This window comes from Pseudomonas sp. MWU13-2100, from assembly GCF_023242365.1.
In the GTDB taxonomy this organism is placed as follows: Bacteria; Pseudomonadota; Gammaproteobacteria; order Pseudomonadales; family Pseudomonadaceae; genus Aquipseudomonas.
The window spans coordinates 85,454-99,508 of the sequence record NZ_JALLIX010000017.1 but is presented as its reverse complement, the minus strand read 5'-3'; the positions used below and the strand labels follow the sequence as shown (position 1 = coordinate 99,508).

Annotated in this window: 16 protein-coding genes and 1 pseudogene; 2 read left to right on the top strand and 15 right to left on the bottom strand. The window is 62.8% G+C overall.

Annotation, left to right across the window (positions count from 1 at the left end; all coding sequences use genetic code 11):
• Positions 1–48: 48 nt before the first annotated feature.
• Together M5B99_RS14385 and M5B99_RS14380 are read right to left on the bottom strand one after the other, a co-directional pair.
• Positions 49–189, bottom strand: coding sequence for a hypothetical protein (locus tag M5B99_RS14385; protein ID WP_248804630.1), 141 nt, complete (start codon positions 187–189; stop codon positions 49–51).
• Positions 179–433: a DUF4865 family protein gene (locus M5B99_RS14380; protein ID WP_248804629.1), complete on the bottom strand. Its 255-nt coding sequence runs from the start codon at positions 431–433 to the stop codon at positions 179–181. Before M5B99_RS14380 ends, M5B99_RS14385 begins: the two co-directional genes overlap by 11 nt.
• 11 nt (positions 434–444) lie before the next feature.
• Here M5B99_RS14380 and M5B99_RS14375 point away from each other — a divergent pair.
• Positions 445–1,184 (top strand): annotated as a pseudogene (locus M5B99_RS14375) (LysR substrate-binding domain-containing protein); the annotation flags it as partial.
• A 123-nt stretch (positions 1,185–1,307) separates the two neighbouring features.
• Positions 1,308–1,910 (top strand): hypothetical protein, encoded by a 603-nt coding sequence (locus M5B99_RS14370; protein ID WP_248804628.1) that lies wholly within the window; start codon positions 1,308–1,310, stop codon positions 1,908–1,910.
• 81 nt (positions 1,911–1,991) lie between these two features.
• On the opposite strand, the gene lpxO is transcribed toward M5B99_RS14370, so the two are convergent.
• The 13 genes from lpxO to tmk form a co-directional block, all read right to left on the bottom strand.
• Entirely contained in the window at positions 1,992–2,891 is a 900-nt protein-coding gene (gene lpxO / locus M5B99_RS14365) for a lipid A hydroxylase LpxO (RefSeq protein ID WP_248804627.1), read from the bottom strand.
• 312 nt (positions 2,892–3,203) lie between these two features.
• On the bottom strand, positions 3,204–4,124 hold the full coding sequence (locus M5B99_RS14360; RefSeq protein ID WP_248804626.1) for a PfkB family carbohydrate kinase: 921 nt from the start codon (positions 4,122–4,124) through the stop codon (positions 3,204–3,206).
• Positions 4,117–5,583, bottom strand: a complete 1,467-nt coding sequence (locus M5B99_RS14355; protein WP_248804625.1) for a purine-cytosine permease family protein — start codon at positions 5,581–5,583, stop codon at positions 4,117–4,119. The genes M5B99_RS14360 and M5B99_RS14355 overlap by 8 nt, the downstream gene beginning before the upstream one ends.
• 115 nt (positions 5,584–5,698) lie before the next feature.
• Positions 5,699–6,703: an ADP-ribosylglycohydrolase family protein gene (locus tag M5B99_RS14350; RefSeq protein WP_248804624.1), complete on the bottom strand. Its 1,005-nt coding sequence runs from the start codon at positions 6,701–6,703 to the stop codon at positions 5,699–5,701.
• Positions 6,700–7,413 (bottom strand): GntR family transcriptional regulator, encoded by a 714-nt coding sequence (locus M5B99_RS14345; RefSeq protein WP_248804623.1) that lies wholly within the window; start codon positions 7,411–7,413, stop codon positions 6,700–6,702. The genes M5B99_RS14350 and M5B99_RS14345 overlap by 4 nt, the downstream gene beginning before the upstream one ends.
• Positions 7,414–7,515: 102 nt before the next feature.
• Positions 7,516–8,082: a DUF1285 domain-containing protein gene (locus tag M5B99_RS14340; RefSeq protein ID WP_248804646.1), complete on the bottom strand. Its 567-nt coding sequence runs from the start codon at positions 8,080–8,082 to the stop codon at positions 7,516–7,518.
• A 2-nt stretch (positions 8,083–8,084) separates the two neighbouring features.
• Positions 8,085–8,702: a DUF4823 domain-containing protein gene (locus tag M5B99_RS14335; protein WP_248804622.1), complete on the bottom strand. Its 618-nt coding sequence runs from the start codon at positions 8,700–8,702 to the stop codon at positions 8,085–8,087.
• A 195-nt stretch (positions 8,703–8,897) separates the two neighbouring features.
• Positions 8,898–9,866 (bottom strand): GTP 3',8-cyclase MoaA, encoded by a 969-nt coding sequence (locus tag M5B99_RS14330; protein WP_248804621.1) that lies wholly within the window; start codon positions 9,864–9,866, stop codon positions 8,898–8,900.
• Positions 9,867–10,047: 181 nt separating this feature from the next.
• Positions 10,048–10,686, bottom strand: a complete 639-nt coding sequence (locus tag M5B99_RS14325) for a TetR/AcrR family transcriptional regulator (RefSeq protein WP_191485062.1) — start codon at positions 10,684–10,686, stop codon at positions 10,048–10,050.
• A 542-nt stretch (positions 10,687–11,228) separates the two neighbouring features.
• A complete protein-coding gene (locus M5B99_RS14320; RefSeq protein ID WP_248804620.1) occupies positions 11,229–12,017 on the bottom strand; it encodes a TatD family hydrolase in 789 nt (262 codons plus the stop codon).
• 12 nt (positions 12,018–12,029) lie between these two features.
• Positions 12,030–12,386 (bottom strand): PilZ domain-containing protein, encoded by a 357-nt coding sequence (locus tag M5B99_RS14315; protein WP_248804619.1) that lies wholly within the window; start codon positions 12,384–12,386, stop codon positions 12,030–12,032.
• 43 nt (positions 12,387–12,429) lie between these two features.
• Positions 12,430–13,416, bottom strand: coding sequence for a DNA polymerase III subunit delta' (locus M5B99_RS14310; RefSeq protein WP_248804618.1), 987 nt, complete (start codon positions 13,414–13,416; stop codon positions 12,430–12,432).
• Positions 13,409–14,041 (bottom strand): dTMP kinase, encoded by a 633-nt coding sequence (gene tmk, locus M5B99_RS14305; RefSeq protein WP_248804617.1) that lies wholly within the window; start codon positions 14,039–14,041, stop codon positions 13,409–13,411. The genes M5B99_RS14310 and tmk overlap by 8 nt, the downstream gene beginning before the upstream one ends.
• Positions 14,042–14,055: the final 14 nt, after the last annotated feature.

The following is a 14,055-nucleotide window of genomic DNA, read 5'->3' as shown; positions in this document are numbered from 1 at the left end:
CGGTGAAGTCGCCCATGCTATGCGGATTGTGCGACGGCTTGAATCACTTCAATGAAAATTCACCATCCGCAGGCCGGTCAGCAGCGTCACGCCGAGGATCGGCCCGGCACCGACACCCGGTCCGAACAGATGAATACCCAAGCTCTCCAGGCGCGGCCAATGTCCGCTCCCCTCCTCTTCACGCCCCATGGCGCAGCTGCTCGAGACCCGGTTGTGCCAGGTACAGCACCTCATACGCCTTGCCGGCGCGACGGCGATCCGGTTCGGACGCCGACAGAGTGATCCGGATCAACTGCCAGGCCGCGGTATCCAGCGCGAGGAACACCGCGACCGTATCGTCCTGGCGAACGATGGCCTGATTACGCGCCACCTCCGCCGCCAGCAAGCGCACGCGGTCGGCCTCCGGCGCGACCGGCAAGGCTTCGCGGTACAAGGCCCGGGCCTCTGGGCTACCGCTTGCTGGAACGCCCCCCCGGCATGTCAGGCTGTCGCCTCCGGGCGAACACTTTATCCACGCCGCGCGCGCCTTGCTCCAGGCCCACGAGCGGGCGCTGGGGGATATGAGTGCCACGCCGAATCGGCGCTTGATCATCGGTATCAGTGACCATGTCGCCGGGCCGGACCTGCCGACCCTGCTGAGTCGTCTGGCGCACTACGATCCCCTGCTGATCATCGAGGTGCGCATCGCCTCCTCCCGGGACCTCAGCGCCGCCTTCGATCGTGGCGAACTGGATGCGGCCATCGTGCGCGGCGAAGGTGATCGTCACGACGGCGAGGTGCTGGTGGTGGAACGCTTCGGCTGGTTCGCCGCGCCCACCTGGCAGCACACCCCCGGCAGCGCCCTGCGCCTGGCGACCATGGCCGCGCCCTGCGGCGTACGCCATCTGGCGGTACGGGTGCTGGACGACGCGGGCATCCCCTGGACCGAAGTGTTTGTCGGCGGCGGCGTGATGGCGGTGGGCGCGGCGGTCAGCGCCGGGCTCGGCGTGGCGGCGCTGGCCAGGCGGGTGGCACCGGTCGGTGCGATCGAGGTCGGCGAGCAACTCGGGCTGCCGGCCCTGCCGATCACTGAAGTCATCCTGCATGCGCGGCCGACCGATGCCCGCTCGCAGGAAACCTTGCGGGCACTGAGTGCGGCGTTTCGTGGAGTATTGGAACGCCAATCGATCAGGCCGATTGAATAAATACTTGATAGCAAAATGCCTTCATGATTTAAAGACGGGCCTGAAAGATGTCCGTAGCGGCGGACAGGTTTTCGCCGCTGCGCCCCGAGTAGGGAAACTCAAGTTCAAACCAAGGAGAGATCGATGCGTTTCATGTATCTGTGGGTATTGGCCGCTGCTGCATTGCTGGGCGGTTGCGCCGGCAATCCGATGCAAGTGTCCGCCACGCAAACCCTGCCGGCCGCCGGGCCGGAGAACGCCCAGGTGGTCTTCATGCGTTCCTCGTTCGTCGGCAAGATGATCGATGCTTCGCTGTATGACGTGACCGGCGGGCAAACCCGATTCATCGGCATCATGGCCAACGGCAGCAAAGTCAACTACCCGACCACCCCGGGCAAGCATACCTTCATGGTGGTCTCCGAAGCCGCCGATTTCCTCGAGGCCGACCTGGCCCCGGGCAAGACCTACTACAGCCTGGTCACCCCGCGCATGGGCGTCTGGAAAGCCCGTTTCTCCCTGTGGCCGATCAGCACCGACCCCAACGCTGAATACACCAGCACCGGCAAGGACTTCGCCAGCTGGGTCAAGGACACCGAACTGGTCGGCAACTCGCCGCGCTCCCTGGCCTGGTTCGAGAGCAACAAGAGCAGTGTCGAAGAGAAACGCGCGGAATACTGGAAAGTCTGGCAGCAGAAAAGTGCCGCGGACCTGGTCAAGCGCACCCTGCACCCGCAGGATGGCCTCTAAACAGCGGGGTAACACCTGAAGCAAATCGGCCGGGCTCCCATTCCATGGGGCCCGGCCGAATTCGTCAGGCCACGGCAGAAACTAGATCAGCAGGAACAGCGCCAGCAAGCCGCCAAAGATCGCCCACTTTTCCAGGTAATAGCGTGTGCGATTGCGCTTCTTCAATTCCTTGCCCCGCAGGCGAATGCCGTAGATCTTGGTGAAGAACCTGTTGATCCCACCGGTCTTGTCGTTCGCATCATTCGGCGAGGCGGCGGCGGACATCACATTGCGGCTGAACCAGCGGTTGAACGCAGTCGCCCAGCGATACTTCAACGGACGCTCGACATCGCAGAACAGGATCACGCGATTCTGCTCGGTCTTGTTTTCGGCGTAGTGGATAAAGGTCTCGTCGAACATCACCGGCTCGCCGTCGCGCCAGTGGTAGTCCTGGCCGTCGACGTTGATGTAGCAGCCCGGATCGTTCGGCGTCTCCAGGCCCAGGTGATAGCGCAAGGAGCCGGCATAGGGGTCGCGGTGGCGAACCAGGCGCGAACCCGGTGGCAACTCGGCGAACATCGCGGCCTTGATGCTGCCGATGCTGTTGAGCAGTTCCGTGGTGCGCGGGCACAGCTCGACGGCGGAGGGATGGTTGTCGCCGTACCACTTGAGGTAGAAACGCTTCCAGCCGGTCTTGAAGAAAGAGTTGAAGCCCACGTCGTTGGGCGTCTCGGACTTCTTGATCTCACCGGCACGCAGCAGGGCCAGGGCTTCGGTGCGGATTTCCTGCCAGTTGTCCTGTAGCGGCTTGAGTTCGGGGAAGTCGGCCGGATCCAGATACGGACGGCTCGGCACCTTGGAGAACAGGTAGAGGAAGCAGTTGATCGGGGCCAGGAAGGTCGAGTGGTCACTCAGTTGTCGGCCCAGCTTGTGCCGGACCTTGCCGCGCAGGTGTACGTACGCGATAGACAAGACGTAGATAGCGATAATGATGAGTTTCACGGGCGTCGTCACAGAGGTCGGAAGAACACGCTACCTTCTCATGCGCCGGGTGAGCCGGTGCACACAGGCCGGGTCCAGGCGTCGCAAAGGTAGCCAACGCGCTAGGGTAGAACAGCTGGCGTATGGGTTTCCAGTGTTTCGTCTTCCGGACGAAAGCAAAATCACTATCTATCACCGGATTTCCTTACAGCTTCACTGGCGCACTCCATCCCTGTAGGAGCCGGCTTGCCGGCGATGGCGATCCACGGAGCGCCACCAAAATCCCCGCCTGCCGGCGGATCGCGAGCAAGCTTGCTCCTACAGGAGCCGGATTCAGCCTTCAGCCAGCATTGCATCCACTTCTTGCATCCCCGGCGAAGTCGCCGGCCCCCAGCGGGTGACCGCCAGGGCCGCCGCCGCATTGGCGCGACGGGCCGCCAGGGCGGCATCGAGCCCCGCCGCCAGTCCGGCGAGGAACACACCGGAATGGGCATCGCCCGCGCCGTTGCTGTCCACCGCCCGCACCTGGAAACCGGGCACATGCCGGTGCTCCCCCGCCCGGCTGACCCAGCAACCGTTCGGACCGTCACGCACCACCAGCAGCGCGCCGGTGGCCAGGCGCTCGGTCAGGCTGTCGAGGGCGCCGGCAATATCCTGCGCACCGGTAAAGCGCAGGGATTCGACGCTGTTGCTGGTCCAGATATCGATACGCGGCAACAATGCCGCCATGGTTGCCGCGTCCGGCGAGTTGATCAGGGGACCCGGATCGAACACCACGGTCACCGCCTTCGGCAAGGCCAACACCCACTCCAGCAGCGCCGGCGCCTTGTCCGGGTATTGCAAGCTGTAGCCGCTGACATAGACGTAGTCGTCAGCCTGCACCGAGACCCTCGCCAGCTCTTGCGCCGAGATACCGCCCTCCGCACCGATATAGGAGATAAAGGTGCGCTCGGTACTGGCTTCGGTCAGCGACACGCAAAGCCCGGTGTCCTTCTCGCCATCGCGCTCAAGGGCGATCTCGACCCCCTCCGCCGCCATCGCCTGGCGGGCGATCTCACCAAAGCGCCCGTTACCGTGGCGCCCGAGATAGACCACCGGCAAACCGTTGCGTCGGGCCGCGGCCATGACATTGAAACCGGCGCCGGCTTCGAAGCTGGCGGCATTCGCCAGCGTGTCGCCACCGCTCACCGGCAGTTGGTCGAGGGACATGACCAGGTCAACCATGACCTGGCCGGTATGCAGCAACTTAGCCATTGGCATTCTCTACAAAGGCCGCACGGCGATCCGCCGCACCGCCGAGCACGGCGTAGATACCGCCGGCTACCAGGAAGGTGACGATCCAACCCAGGCCGTTGTGACCCAGCCAGGAGTCGGAAAGGAAACCGCGGAACCAGAGGGTCTCGGCGGTGGTGCCGATGGTGGTGAAGCTGAAGCCCAGAACAATCGCCACGGCCCAGGCGCCGAAGGCGCGCCATTCGATACCGCCGCTATACCAGTAGGCACTGCTCGGACTGACGTCCAGCAGGTCCCTGGCGCTGTAGTACTGGCGATGCACCAGGTCGACCACAAAGATCCCGACCCAGGCGGTGATCGGCACAGCCAGCAGCGAGATGAAGGTGATGAACGGGCCGTAGAAGCTGTCGGCGATCAACATGAAGTAGATGGAGCCGGCGAAGATCGCGACGATATCGACGATCACCGCGTGCACGCGCTTGACCTTCAGGCCCAGGGTCAAGGTGGTCAGACCCGCCGAGTACACCGACAGGTTGTTCGACAACAGCAGCCCGCCGAATGCGGTGATCAGGTACGGCACGGCCATCCAGGTCGGCAGCATGTCGCGGATCGCGATGATCGGGTCCGTCGCCTGGGCCAGGTCGTGGTTGCCCACCGACAACAGGCCGCCGAGGGTGATCAGCAGTACCAGCGGGATACCCGCGCCGAAGGCCGCCGAGGCCACCAGGCGGACCGCCTTGACGCTCTTGTGCTGGTAGCGCGACATGTCGGCGCCGGCGTTGGCCCAACCGATCCCGGTGCCCGCCGCCATGGTGCCGATGCCGATCAGCATCGCGCTCATCGGTGCCGGGGTGGCGTTGAACACCGCGCTCCAGTCGATGGTCGCGCAGAGGAAACCGCCCACCAGGATGTTCAGGGCACCGAAGACATAGGTCGCCCACTTCTGGATCACCAGCAAGGTGGCATGTCCCAGGCCCGAGACCGACAGGGTCAGCAGCACGAAGATGGCGATAAACAGCAGTGTCAGCAGCGGCGCGCTCTTGGCCTCTACCGGCGAGTGGAACAGGATCGAACACAACGACAGCAGCACGAACGCCGCGGTGGTGGTGTTGACCGTTTCCCAACCCAGGCGCGACATCAGCGAAACGATGGTCGGGCCGATATTGCCGCGCACGCCGAAGATCGCCCGCGACAGGGTCAGGCTCGGCGCATGCCCACGACGCCCGGCGATGGAGATGATCCCCACCACGGCGAAGGAACCCGCCGCGCCGAGAATCGCGACGATGATCGCCTGCCAGATCGCCAGCCCGCGAAAGGCCACCAGGGTCGCCCCCAGCGGCAGGCCGAGAATACTGATGTTGGCCGCGAACCAGACCCAGAACAGTTGCAGCGGATGACCGTTGCACTCGGCTTCCGGGACCGGCTCTATGCCACGGGTTTCCAGTTGGCCGGCAGTTTGTCCGGCATTTGATGAGGTCATGGTATTCAGCTCCTGATGCCAATTGTTGTGATTGTTGGGCAGTGCGGAAGGTGTAGAAAACCCTGGGCCACTTCCGGGCCCCCTTCGTCTGCAGTCCATTGCGTGTTGTTATGTGTCAGGCGTTGCGCAGGGCGATCAGCCCCTGAACCAATGGCACCAGTTCCAGTGCATTGACTTCGATGACTTTCGCAATCATCTCGGCGGGCCAGCAGTCCAGGCCGTCGCAAGCCCCGAGCATGGCGCCGAGGATGCCGGCGATGGTGTCGGTGTCGCCGCCGATGCTGGCGGCCAGACAGAGCGCGTCGAAGGCGTTGAGCTTGCCGAGCGCGACCCGTTGCGCCAGCGCGAAGGCCACCACCACCGATTCCTGGGAAGCGACCGAGGTGCCGACCACGTCATACAGCAGGTCGGCCAGCTCGCTGCCGGGGCAATCGCGGCTGAGCTGACGAGCCCAGCGAATCCGCGGCCCCAGGCGCCCGCCGGCAACCCAATGACCATGCTGTTCGGCGGTAAGGGCCATCTCGGTGCCAATATCCAGCGCCTGTTCCAGGCTCAGGCGATTGAGGCCGCAGGAAATCACTGCGGCGACAGCCGCGGCGCTGGAGATCCCCAGGCTGGTGTTGTGGGTGACCTGGCAGGCCTCGATCACCGCCTCGAGAAAGCGCCGAGGCTGGGCGATATCGGCGGCGATACCCACCGGTGTGATACGCATGGCCGCCCCGTTGGTGGTGCCATAGCGCCCGGCTTCCTCAGGGCTGTGGCCGGCCAGGATCATTTCAATGGCACGCTTGGTCGACGGTCCGAGCAGATCCCGCGAGCCCTTGGCCTGCATCGTCGCTTCCCAGGCGATCAGGCGCTCGGCCAACAGGGCCGGTTCGATATGACCGTGGCCGTCAATCAGCAACTGCCCGACCAGGATCGCCTGTTCGGTGTCGTCGGTGATGGAGCCGGCGGGCATGTTCGGCGCGATCGGCTGGTCGGGACCGGCGTCGACCAGCGTGGTGATGCTGCCGAAACGGGCCTGGATCTGGGCACGGCTCAGGGATTGGGTCGGCATGCCCAGGGCGTCGCCCAGGGCAAGACCATAGAAGGCGCCGAGGGCACGATGAATCGGGGTCATGTCGGGTTTCCGAACGCCAGGTGCAGGCGGAAATGCAGCGGATCGAGCAGGCTTTCGACCTGCTCCATGAAACGTCCCTGCTTGTCGTAGGTGGTGCGCAAGGCCTTGAGAAACACCGTGCCCGGGGGACGCCCGAGCAGCTCGGCATCTTCGGCGGACAGCGGTTCGGCGCCGATCCATTGATCGCCGCGCTCACCGACATAACCGTAGGCCGCCAGGGTAATGGTCAGGGAATTGTCGATCAGGCCGACACGGGGCAGGCCTTCCAGGCCGCCGTTGGCCGGTATCAGTGAGTGTTCGAGGGAGACCGCGGTGCCTTCGGTATTGCGCCGGCGCCGATCGAGGGCGATGAACTGTTCGGTGCCGTAGCGACTGAACAGCTCCGGTCGCACCACCGCTTCAAGGCGCAACACCTCGGTGTTGATCAGCGCCCCGCTGTCGGCCAGGGCCTGGGCCCAGCCGGCGCGCTGGTCGAGGGGCATGCCATCGTAGGTGACAATGGAGCCCACGCCGCTCTGGGTCGCGATATAGTTGCGCCGCTTGAGCTCGGCCAAAGCCTCGCGCAGCGTGCCACGGCTCACTGAGAATTCTTCGGCCAACTGATGTTCACCCGGCAACAGCAAGCCGTCTTCAAGAAGACCGCTCTCGATGCGCCGGATCAGCTCATCGACCACCTTTTTTTTCTTATCAAATCGGACATGTCTAATCATGTACAAATTGATAACCGAAACAGACCTGGGGACGCAAGAGATTTATGTTTCAGGGAGATGAATGGTGGTGTTCTTCAGGGTGCCATCGCCGACAGGCGGAAATCATTCAGGCTCGAGGCCGATCGGAAAAAACTCGCCGCCGCTCCACACGCCCAGCCAGGACTGGCCGTCGATTTGCCGGCTCACCGCCAGCTCCACCAGTTGGTAGAACACATTGCGGTGAATCAGTGCTTCAAGATTAGTGCGTACATGCACATAAGGCGCCGGCTCCTGGCTGATCGGATCGATCACCACCCGGATCGGATGGTCGCGACCGGCCGTCACCTGCTCATCGACATAAGTGGTAAAGCGCAGCTGCTGTGCCTCGCCCTGCCCTTCGACCTCCAGGGTCACCGCGACAAAAGGCGCATCGTCGACCTTGATCCCGACCTTTTCCACCGGCGTGATCAGAAAATAATCATCGCCGTCGCGGCGCATGATGGTGGAGAACAGCTTGACCATCGGCTTGCGGCCAATCGGCGTGCCCTGGTAATACCAGGTGCCGTCACGGGCAATACGCATGTCGATATCGCCGCAGAACGGTGGATTCCACAAGTGGACCGGCGGCAGGCCCTTTTCCGTCTTGGGAATTTGTGCCAACAGGTCGTTGGCCTTGCCCGGCTCGCTCATACTCAATCCGACATCCACTGTTCACCTATGCCCAACAGACTACGCGCATATTCGGCCAAGGGCGCGGCAATCAGGTCTTCGGGCTTGTTGTTGTGGAACGTCAGCAAGCCACCACGGCTTTTGATCCGCGCGGTGTCGATCAGGTATTGGGTGCCGGTCTCGATCAACATGATCTGGATCACCCCGGTATCCACGCCCAGGCGGTCGACGGATTGCTGGTCGGCCCATTCGTCGGAGTTGCCGATACGGTCGTCAGCCTTGGCGAAGCGTGTGTACAGCAGGTAGTGCGCGCCGGCGGAACGGGCTTCGGCCATGGCCTGGTCCAGGCCGAGGGGCCCACGGGCGCGGCGCACCATGGGGAAGTACTCGATGAAACCATTGAACGCTTCTTCAGCCACCACATTGGGGCGCGGGTAGGCACTGCCGGGTGGCGTGAAGGAGCCCTGGGCAATATAGATAAAGGAGTCCGGCTGGAGGCGGAATGAGTGGATCCGGTGCGTATCGCTATGGTCGAGCAGCCCGGCATCGCTCATCTCATAGCGGACACCTTCCCCCATATCACTGACTTTCATGCAGCCGCCCAGCGTCAAAAACGCCAGCAGCACAACCAGGCTACGCATCCCACCCTCCAGAGGCCGGTGACGGAAAACCGGCGATTAGTCGCGTGGATGCAGCTTCCGCGCCAGATCAGCCAGGAAGATGATGTAAACCTGTGGGAGCGGTGCTTGCCCGCGAAGCTTTTGGTGGTCTCAAGGGCCTCTTCGCGGGCAAGCTCCGCTCCCACAATTAAATCGCCAGTGTTCTCAAAGCTGTGGTCAGCCGCCGATGATCTTCATCACCGTTGCGCCGCCCGAGAAGGCCACTTCCTGCTTGTCGCCCAAGGCCTTGACCAGCAGCCGCTGCAACGCCGGCAGCGCCTCGTGGCGAGGCTTGTCGAGCAGGTCGCCGACATAATGCCGGTTGCTCGACGACAGGCAGCCATGCAGCCAACCGGTGGACGACAGTCGCAAGCGCGAACAGGTCCGGCAGAACGGCACGCTTTCGTTGGCGATCACCCCAAAGTGACCGCGTCCCGGAATCGCATAACGCACCGCGGTGGCATCCACCGGCGCATCGGCCTGCAGGTATTCGTAGTGCTCGCCAATCAGGCCGAGCAACTGCTGGAGGCTGACGAACTGCTGGAGAAAGGCATTGCCGTCACTGGCCAGGTGGCCCATGCGCATCAGTTCGATAAAGCGCAGCTCGTAGCCGTGCTCAAGGCAGTAATCCAGCAGCGGCATCACCTGATCCAGGTTCTGTCCGCGCAACGGCACCATATTGACCTTGATCTTCAGCCCCGCCGCCCGCGCCTGGGTCATGCCGTCGAGCACGCTGGCCAGGTCGCCACCACGGGCGATGCTGCGAAAAGCGCTGGCGTCCAGGGTATCGAGGGAAACGTTGATCCGTTTGATCCCGGCGTCCACCAGCAGTGGCAATTTGCGCGCGAGCAACTGGCCGTTGGTGGTCAGGCTGATGTCTTCCAGGCCCATCTGGCCGACCGCGCCCATAAAGGCTTCCAGCTTCGGGCTGACCAGCGGCTCGCCACCGGTGATGCGCAAGCGCTCGATCCCCGCCGCCTCGATCAGGTAGGCCACGCCACGCGCCATGGCCTGCGCCGACAGCTCATCCTGGGCAGCCACCAGCCGCTTGCCATTGGGCACGCAGTAGGTACAGGCGTAGTTGCAGGCGGACGTCAGACTGATGCGCAGGTTGCGAAAACGCCTGCCTTGACGATCAACGATCATGGAACACTCCGGCGATGGACGGTGGAACGCGCAAAACTTGACTCAAAAATCAAGCTTTGACAAGTCCTATCCGTAGGAGCCGGCTTGCCGGCGATTCAGGCGACGCGGACTTCAAGTTGAATCACGTCAGCCGACTCCTGCAGAACTCTGCCAAGTATACGCCGCGCACAGGCGCAGAGGGTTAGGTGACCGGTGTTTCGGGATCGCGCTTGCGCTTGTTGCCCATGCGCACGCCGATATCCATCAGGAACTGGAAGAACCCTTCCTGATCCTCCAGCACATTGCTCCAGAACGGCGAGTGGTACAGCGCGACAGCGCCATGCACCAGGGCCCAGGCGGCGCAGTAGTGGAAGTACGGCGGCACGTCCTCGAGCTTGCCTTCGCTGATGCGGCCCTTGATCAGCAGGGTCAGGCGTTCGAAGTTGGAGGCGCGGATCTTGTGCAGCTCCTCGACCATCTCCGGCACCTGGTGGCCCTTGACCACTTTTTCCTCCAGGCGGTCGAACAGGCGATAGCGCTGGGGATCGCGCATGCGGAACTCGAAGTAGGCCCTGGACAGGGCTTCCTTGTCCTTGTCGACATCCGCCGAGTGCAGCAGCTCGTTCAAATCACGCTCGTAGTCGAGCATCAGGCGCAGGTAGATTTCCGCCTTGGATTTGAAATGCTTGTAGATGGTGCCTTTGCCGATACCGACGGCATCCGCGATCATCTCGACGGTGACACTGTCTTCACCTTGTTCGAGGAACAGCTTTAGCGCGGTATCGAGAATTTCCTGCTCGCGGCGACGAAACTCACGGACCTTACGGGGTTCTTTATGCATAAGAAAAGGTCTGTAGGGGCAAAATCGAAGCCAAGTATTATGCCTGACTCGCGCCAAATTGCACGAATCATCCGAGGCTTTTCGTTTTCACTGTCGACGAATCAGGCCGCCTCGGTCAGAAAGGCTTCGCCACAGTCATGGATCGTCGCTGTCGTCGGCCACGAAAAAGCCAGCTGGCACGAAGAGAACTCAATAGAAGTGCCTGTATTCCAAATCTGTTTAAAAAATAAGCAATGGTAACTGGACGTCGGGCGATCCTGACCAATACTTGAAGTGTCGGCGCGACATCTCCCCCAAGTGACGCGTTGATAAAGGTGCCGAAGGATCGTGTGCCTTTGTTTTACTCCTAATGGTCTTAACCCGGATTCCCCCCCCAGAGCCCGGGTTTTTTTTGCCCATGATTTGAGCAAAACATCCAACCTTGTCGAAGCCGGGCTTGCGTGGGAGCGGAGCTTGCCCGCGAAGAGGCCTTCAAGATCGCCAAAAGCTTCGCGGGCAAGCTCCGCTCCCACACAAGCACCGCTTCTACAGGTATCTCGCGCTCAGGCAGAGCGCACATGCGCCAACGGAAACAGGCGCTTGAAGTTCGCGGTGGTCTGCTCGGCGAACTGCTCGTAGGGCACCCCGCGCAGCATCGCCAGGTAGTCGGCGACCTCGCGCACATACTGCGGCAGGTTGGGCTTGCCGCGATGGGGAATCGGCGCCAGGTACGGCGAGTCGGTTTCCACCAGCAGGCGATCGGCCGGCACTTGCCGCGCGACGTCGCGCAAGGCATCGGCATTGCGGAAGGTAACGATGCCCGAGAGGGAAATGTAGAAACCCAGGTCGAGTGCGGCCCTGGCCATCTCCCAGTCTTCGGTGAAGCAATGCAGTACGCCGGCCTGGGGCAGTTGCGCCTCGCGCAGCAACGCCAGGGTATCGGCACGTGCGCCACGGGTGTGGACGATCACCGGCTTGCCGGTCTGCCCGGCCGCTTGCAGGTGCAAACGGAAGGATGCCTGCTGCAGTTCGGCCGCCTCGGGCTCGTAGTGATAATCCAGGCCGGTCTCGCCAATGGCCACGACCTTTGGATGCTCAAGCTCGCGCAGCAACCAATCGAGCGCTGGCGCGGCGTCGGGCTTGACGTCCAGCGGGTGCACGCCGATCGAACAATCGACATCGGCATAACGCTCGGCCAGGGCCTTCACGTCGGCGGCATTGTCGACACTTACACCAATGCACAGGAAGTGCCCCACCCCGCGCTGGCGCGCCGCGTCGAGCGCGGCATCGAGGGAGCCCGAATGTTCGGCGAGATCAAGACGGTCGAGGTGGCAATGGGAATCTACAAGCATAAAAGGCGACAACTACATCGTATGAGTGGGACGGTCGGACTTCAGGGCACCGGCCAGATGGGTTTCGATCTTGCTGCGGGCGGTATTGTCGCCGTCGTTGAATTGCACGCCGACTCCCGCCGCACGGTTGCCCTGGGCCCCCTTGGGGGTGATCCAGGCGACCTTGCCGGCGACCGGGATCTTTTCCGGTTCGTCCATCAGGTTGAGCAACATGAACACCTCGTCGCCCAACTTATAGTTTTTTGAGGTGGGGATGAACAAGCCGCCGTTCTTGATAAAAGGCATATACGCCGCGTACAACACGGACTTGTCCTTGATGGTCAGGGACAGGATACCGTTGCGCGGGCCGGGACCAATGGGTTCGTTCATACTCGCTCCGGTCATGCAGATAGCCGATTCTAGGCCCATCGCCTCAGTGTTGGGTAGGTAAAGCTGCCCATTGCACCAACAGCGCTTCGAGCAACAGCACCCGGTTGAGGTTGGCCTTGCTCAAGACCTTCTGGCGCTGGGCGAGAATCCAGTCCTGGATCGACAACACCTTGTCCCGGGCAGTTTTCTGCGCCAGGTATTGCACCACCTTGCGCATGTCCCCCAGCCCCAGGCCGGCTTCATCCTCGGTCAGTTGATAGCGCAGGATCAGACTCGACCAATCGCAGAACCAGTCGAACAGCAACAACAGCGGGATCGCGTTCCACCCTTCGGCCAACTGGGTAGCCGATTGCTGTTGCTTGAGCAATTTCTTCACTCCGTCGACCACCAGCGCCCGCTGTTCGCGAACGCCCTGGGCCTGGAGGCTGACCGCGGCCAGGGGCGAGCCCGCCGCCAGGGTCAACAATTCGATACGTTCTTGCGCGCTGCTGTCCGGCAACGCCGTCGCCAGCCATTGCAGGCTCATGGCCTCGCTTGGCAGCGGACAGGCCTGTTGCACGCAACGGCTGCGGATGGTCGGCAACAACCGGCTGGACTGGTGGCTGACCAACAACAGCACGGTATCACCGGAAGGCTCCTCAAGACTCTTGAGCAAGGCGTTGGCGGCGTTGATGTTCATCGACTCCACCGGCTCGATCAGCACCACCTTGCGCCCGCCCAGTTGCGCGGTCTGGACCACGAAGCTGACCAGGTCACGGACCTGGTCGACCTTGATCGCCTTGTCGGCTTCTTCCGGTTCCAGGATGTAATTGTCCGGATGGCTGCCGGCGTTGAGCAACAGGCAAGACTTGCAGTGCCCGCAGGCATTGAGATTCACCGGGCTCTTGCACAGCAGCAGCGCCATCAGCCGTTCAGCCAGGGCGCGCTTGCCGATACCCGCCGGGCCATGCAACAGATAGGCATGGGCATGCTGTGGGCGTCCGGCCATCTGCTGCCAGAGGCCGTCCTGCCAGGGATAGGCTTCAGCCACGGTGCCGCTCCAGGATTTCCGGCAGCAGGCGGTCGAGGGATCGTTGCACCTGGGCCAGCGACTGGGCCGCATCCACCAACCGGTAGCGCGACGGATCGGCGGCGGCGCGTTTCAGGTAGGTGCTGCGCACGGCGTCGAAAAACACCCGACCTTCCTGCTCGAAACGGTCCAGCCGACCGCGGGCGCTGGCACGGGCCAGACCGACTTCCACCGGCAGGTCGAAGACCAGGGTCAGGTCCGGGCGCAGCTCGCCCTGGACAAAACTTTCCAGAGTGGCGATACGCTCCTGGGACAGGCCACGACCACCGCCCTGGTAGGCATAGGTGGCATCGGTAAACCGGTCGCACAGCACCACCGCGCCACGGGCCAGCGCCGGGCGAATCACCATGGCCAGATGCTGGGCGCGCGCGGCGAATACCAACAACAGCTCGGTATCGGCACACATGGCCTCGTCGCTGGTCGCCAGCAGCAGTTCGCGGATCCGTTCGGCCAGCGGGGTACCGCCGGGCTCGCGGGTCAGCAGGACATCAACGCCCTGGGCCCGCAGGCACTCGGCCAGGTAATCGCGGTTGGTGCTTTTGCCGGCACCTTCCGGGCCTTCCAGGGTGATAAACAAGCCAGTCACGGGCAATCCTTAAT

Coding starts and splice junctions, on each gene's coding strand:
- M5B99_RS14385 (WP_248804630.1), bottom strand. CDS start 189: ATGGGGCGTGAAGAGGAGGGGAGCGGACATTGGCCGCGCCTGGAGAGC.
- M5B99_RS14370 (WP_248804628.1), top strand. CDS start 1,308: ATGCGTTTCATGTATCTGTGGGTATTGGCCGCTGCTGCATTGCTGGGC.
- M5B99_RS14360 (WP_248804626.1), bottom strand. CDS start 4,124: ATGGCTAAGTTGCTGCATACCGGCCAGGTCATGGTTGACCTGGTCATG.
- M5B99_RS14355 (WP_248804625.1), bottom strand. CDS start 5,583: ATGACCTCATCAAATGCCGGACAAACTGCCGGCCAACTGGAAACCCGT.
- M5B99_RS14350 (WP_248804624.1), bottom strand. CDS start 6,703: ATGACCCCGATTCATCGTGCCCTCGGCGCCTTCTATGGTCTTGCCCTG.
- M5B99_RS14345 (WP_248804623.1), bottom strand. CDS start 7,413: ATGATTAGACATGTCCGATTTGATAAGAAAAAAAAGGTGGTCGATGAG.
- M5B99_RS14340 (WP_248804646.1), bottom strand. CDS start 8,082: ATGAGCGAGCCGGGCAAGGCCAACGACCTGTTGGCACAAATTCCCAAG.
- M5B99_RS14335 (WP_248804622.1), bottom strand. CDS start 8,702: ATGCGTAGCCTGGTTGTGCTGCTGGCGTTTTTGACGCTGGGCGGCTGC.
- M5B99_RS14330 (WP_248804621.1), bottom strand. CDS start 9,866: ATGATCGTTGATCGTCAAGGCAGGCGTTTTCGCAACCTGCGCATCAGT.
- M5B99_RS14325 (WP_191485062.1), bottom strand. CDS start 10,686: ATGCATAAAGAACCCCGTAAGGTCCGTGAGTTTCGTCGCCGCGAGCAG.
- M5B99_RS14320 (WP_248804620.1), bottom strand. CDS start 12,017: ATGCTTGTAGATTCCCATTGCCACCTCGACCGTCTTGATCTCGCCGAA.
- M5B99_RS14315 (WP_248804619.1), bottom strand. CDS start 12,386: ATGAACGAACCCATTGGTCCCGGCCCGCGCAACGGTATCCTGTCCCTG.